Here is a 4,806-nt window from a genome sequence, read left to right as displayed (position 1 = left end):
TTTTTTATGAAAAAGGATATTTAGGTATAAAAATTTCTTCAGTAGATTATTATAAAATCTTCATAGAGTTTAATGAAGAAAAATTAAAAGCGGATAATTTTGTTTTAAAAGAGATTGTTAAATTTGATTATCTTCAATATAATAAGAAGAAGTGGATTCCAGATTTTCTAACTAGAGATATGGATAAAGTAGCGGAAAGGGAAATTAGGGAAAAATTAGTTAAAAGCAATGTAATAGATGATGTTTTTGGTAAAGAGTTTTTATCTAGTAAGAAAAATTTATCTAATATTCATGTTGAAAAATACATGATTGATATTTTAGAATATGTAGATAACAATACTGTATGTATTGAAAATCATTATTTAGCATATGACATTAATGATGAGGAACATATAAAAGACATAACGAGTATTGTAGTATAAATAAAGATTTAGTGATATAAAAAACAATTAATAGATGGAAGAGGAGAAGACACATGGCAGTTAGAGAAATATTACAATATGGTGACAAACGCCTTAATACAATTTGTGATAAGGTTAGAAAAGTTGATAGGAAAATTTTGAATTTAGTTGATGATATGATGGATACCCTTTATGAGGGAAATGGGATAGGACTAGCAGCACCTCAAATAGGAGTTTTAAAAAGGGTAGTCTTAATTGATTTAGGAGAAGAAGAAGGAGAGCCAATAGTTATTATAAATCCTAAAATAACGGCGCAATCTGGAAAAGAGAAGGATGAGGAAGGATGCTTAAGTTATGTAGGATACGAGGGCGAAGTATATAGGCCAACGGCTGTTACTGTAGTAGGAATTAATATTAAAGGAAAATCAGTAACTTATAATGCTACAGGATTACTTGCAAGAGCTTTTTGTCATGAAATTGATCACTTAGACGGAATAATGTATATGTCTAGAGCTGAGGAAACACATAAGCTAATTGAAAAATAGTATTATAAATTTATTATAAAAATTGTATGAGAAGCATATCTCTTGATTATTTTATATCAAGAGGTATGCTTTTTTATTTTTTGACACAGCATCCAATTAGAATCAAATTTTTCCTACGTGTCTTACAAAAGAACTTGAAATAAATTTTAGAATTTCTTAGCGACGTGAACGCATTGGAGACAATATATACTTTTCGTTATAGCATAACCTAAGAAAAACTAATTATTTATTATTTAAGGCATTTATTGATATACTCGTGAAGTCTGTCATCCCAAGGTGCAATATCGATACCCAAAGCTTTTTTTATATGCGAATTATCAGTGCAAGTATATTTAGGTTCACGAATGAGATTAGATAAAAGTTTATCTGAACTTACAACTAAAGGGACGTTTAAATCACTAAATTCTATAATGCTTTTTATTAGTGTTGATTTTGATATACATCCCTCATTAGTATAATTATATATTCCATATTTATCAGTCCCTAATAATTTCTGAATAATTAAAGTTAAATCTTCAATATATGTTATACAAAGAGTGGGATTTGAAAATAGATAAATTGCAGTATGTTTTCCATTTATGAGTTTTCTAACAAAACAATCATTTCCACCGAACACAGTTGAACTACGAATAATAAAATATTTTTGACAAATAGTTTGAATTAACTCTTCTCCGCCAAGTTTACTCTTACTAAAAGTATTTATGGGGGTGCATTCATCAACTTCACTGTAGGGTGCTGAACTACTATCGCCGTATACATCTGTGCTAGAGAGGTATATTAGAGGTATATTAAGGTCACTGCAGCAATTAGCAATATTTAATGTTCCTACAGTGTTTACATCGTAGGCTAAGGATTCATTGTATTCACAAATATATTTATTAGTTATTGCTGCAGTGTGGATTACAGCATCAGGTTTTAATAAATTCAAAGTTTTTTTAGTATTTACTTTGTCTACTATGTTAAGTTCAGTTTTATCTAATCCATATACAGTATGTGATTTTGACAATACGTCACATAAATAAGTTCCTATGTTACCATTTGCACCAGTTATTAAAATATTCATAGATCCCTCCTGAAAATTTATTCTATTAAAGTATATGACGCAATAATGTTATTATTAAGCATTTTGAATATTAGCTATATTTATTTTAATAAAGAGCTCAGTATAAACATTAGTTAAATGAATTCTAGAGAATATTTTAATATTTAAGTGACAAACTACTTAAAACAAGTAGTTATATATATATACTAGTTAATAATTATTATTAGTTGAACCGATTTGGGAAATGTGGTAAAATAAATTATAATAACAAGAACATAATTGTGTAGATAAATAGAAAAGAAAATGATTATCTGCTAAGAGAAGTTAGAGGAGGATTTTGAGGATGGAAACAACAAAATTAAAAGACAATATTTATTGGGTTGGTGTAAATGACTCAAAGCTTAAGGTATTTGATATTATAATGGAAACAAAAAAAGGAACTACATATAATTCATATTTAATAGATGATGAAAAGGTAGCTATAATAGATTCTGTTAAAAATGGTTTTCTTGATGAATCTTTAAGTAAAATAAAAGGTGTTATTGGAGATAAGAAAGTTGATTACATAATTGTTCAACATACTGAACTTGATCATAGTGGTTCTTTAAGTAAACTTTTAGAAGTTTATCCAGAGGCTGTTGTTGTTGCATCAAAAGCTGCTATACTTTATTTAAAAGAAATTATGAACAAAGACTTTATTAGCCAGGTAGCAGTAGGTGAATTATCACTAGGAAAAAATACATTGAAATTTATATCAGCACCTAATTTACATTGGCCTGATACAATGTTTACATATGTCAAGGAACAAAAAATATTGTTTACTTGTGATGTAATGGGTTGTCATTATTCACCAGCTAGTTGTATAACTGATGCTTGTTCTGGTGATTATTTTGATGAGATGAAATATTATTTTGAGGTTATAATGGGACCTTTTAAAAAATTCGTAAATTCAGGACTTGATAAAATTGAAAATTTAAAAATAGATATAGTTGCACCAAGTCACGGACCAGTACATATAAATGATGTTAAAATGTATATGGATCTTTATAGACAATGGGCTAAAGTTTATGAAATAAAAGAAAAAAATATTCAAATATTCTATATTTCTGCTTATCATAATACAGAAGAGATGGCAAAATATATAGCTAAAAAGATTAACGATGCTGGTGTAAAGGCCGAGGCTCATGAAATTACATCTATGAAATTAACTGATATTGTATCATTAATTGAAAAGGCATCTGGTATTATGATTGGATCACCAACCATTAATCAAGATGCTGTAAAGCCTGCATGGGATGTTTTATCACTTGTATGCCCAATAACTAACAGAGGTAAAGTTGCAGCGGCTTTCGGTTCATATGGATGGAGTGGAGAGGGAGTTCCTATGCTTACACAAAGATTAAAATCTTTGAAATTTAAGGTTGTAGAGGAAGGATTTAAGTTCAAATTTGTACCAGCTAAAAAAGAATTTGATCAAGCTGATGAGTTTGTAGAAAAGTACTTAGAAATTTTAAATAAATAATTACTATAAATATTAGTTTACAAAGTCATATAATAAAAAAGGAAATCTCACTTTTATAGTGAAATCTTTCTTTTTTTTTATGAAGAATGACGCGTGGAGGCGATATATTTGAATAAACAATATATAGTGAATTTTCTAAGCAAAAATGATCTAAGTGATATAGCTGAAATCCAATATAAAAAAGGAACTATAGCACTTAAATTTAAATATTATTATGATGATGTAGAAATGGAAGCAGCTACATCTTATGCAGATGATGAAGGCAATTTTAAAGAAGAAAAAGAAGAATGGTATGAAGAATTTTTCCTTCCTTATTTAAGTGATATTGCAGCAGATAATGTTGAGGACATTATGGAAGAGTGTACTGAAAAAATGAAAATTGAATATGAATTTATTGGGTGTGATATATCAGAAGATTCACATGAATTTAATGAATTCGCCGTAGTTTTTTATGGTAAAGAATCCAATATTGATACTGATGATATTTTGCTTGAATTAGATTTTTAAATTAATGATTGTACCACAAAAGTGGATGTGTTAAGCTGCTTTTTTATAAGTAGCTTTAACTTTTTGATATTTAACTATAATTTCATCTAATTGTTGACTGCAACATACAACCATTTTATCAGTTGGTTTTTTATAATTCAGTAAAAAATGTAACAATGTTCTTAATGATTCTAATTCTTTATTAATAATTTTAAGTTTAAGATTCATGCATTTCTCCTTATTTATGTATTTGTGAAGTAAGTACATAATACCATATTATTCAAACTATGTTAAATTTAATGTTAGTCATTTAAATATAATAAATTACAAAATATACTATAATCTTATAAAATAGACAATAGACAGATGGAAAAAAAATACAATATAAGACATGCAGGTGTTGAAAAAAGCTACTTGTAATAATATGTAAATGACGAAAAAAGTCTTAATATTTTTGTATTATAATCATAAAAATAGAATATACTTGATTTTTATTAGTTAAACACAAAACATTTAAGTATAATTAAAAAATAAAAAAATAATCAAGAGGTGATATTATTAATACAGATGAATTAAATAATAGGATAAATTATCTTTATAAAAAAAGTAAAGAAGAAAAACTTACCGAGGAAGAAACATTAGAGCAAAAGGAATTAAGACAAAAGTATATTGATAAGGTTAAAAAAAATTTTAGATCACAATTAGATACAATTAAAAAGATTTAATTAATTATTAGGAATGGGGGAACTTACAATGGCTGTTACCATAGAGGCAGATCGGAAGAGCACACGTCTGAACTCCAGTCACCGC

General features: G+C 27.4%; 7 protein-coding genes. 5 read left to right on the top strand and 2 right to left on the bottom strand.

The features are described 5' to 3' along the window. Positions 1-422 (top strand): DUF4080 domain-containing protein (locus tag Q0649_RS16420; RefSeq protein ID WP_298844520.1); only part of this gene is annotated, 422 nt, incomplete at its 5' end. A 53-nt stretch (positions 423-475) separates the two neighbouring features. After that, positions 476-946 (top strand): peptide deformylase, encoded by a 471-nt coding sequence (gene def, locus Q0649_RS16415; RefSeq protein WP_298844519.1) that lies wholly within the window; start codon positions 476-478, stop codon positions 944-946. 229 nt (positions 947-1,175) lie between these two features. On the opposite strand, the gene Q0649_RS16410 is transcribed toward def, so the two are convergent. Continuing rightward, entirely contained in the window at positions 1,176-2,009 is an 834-nt protein-coding gene (locus Q0649_RS16410; protein WP_298844516.1) for an NAD(P)-dependent oxidoreductase, read from the bottom strand. Positions 2,010-2,331: 322 nt separating this feature from the next. Between Q0649_RS16410 and Q0649_RS16405 the strand changes: the two genes are divergently transcribed. Then, a complete protein-coding gene (locus Q0649_RS16405; protein WP_298844514.1) occupies positions 2,332-3,510 on the top strand; it encodes an FprA family A-type flavoprotein in 1,179 nt (392 codons plus the stop codon). A gap of 108 nt (positions 3,511-3,618) precedes the next feature. Further along, positions 3,619-4,017, top strand: a complete 399-nt coding sequence (locus Q0649_RS16400) for a hypothetical protein (RefSeq protein WP_298844513.1) — start codon at positions 3,619-3,621, stop codon at positions 4,015-4,017. A 30-nt stretch (positions 4,018-4,047) separates the two neighbouring features. Here the strand turns inward: Q0649_RS16400 and Q0649_RS16395 are convergent, their stop codons facing one another. After that, entirely contained in the window at positions 4,048-4,224 is a 177-nt protein-coding gene (locus Q0649_RS16395; RefSeq protein WP_298844511.1) for an aspartyl-phosphate phosphatase Spo0E family protein, read from the bottom strand. Positions 4,225-4,553: 329 nt separating this feature from the next. Between Q0649_RS16395 and Q0649_RS16390 the strand changes: the two genes are divergently transcribed. Next, positions 4,554-4,721 carry a DUF896 domain-containing protein gene (locus Q0649_RS16390; protein WP_298844522.1) on the top strand — a complete coding sequence of 56 codons (168 nt, stop codon included), beginning with the start codon at positions 4,554-4,556 and terminating at the stop codon, positions 4,719-4,721. Positions 4,722-4,806: the final 85 nt, after the last annotated feature.

It is taken from the genome of uncultured Clostridium sp., assembly GCF_937920395.1.
Taxonomy (GTDB): Bacteria; Bacillota; Clostridia; order Clostridiales; family Clostridiaceae; genus Clostridium_AD.
Note: the sequence above shows the minus strand (reverse complement) of the source record. Positions and strands in the feature narration are given on the sequence as shown.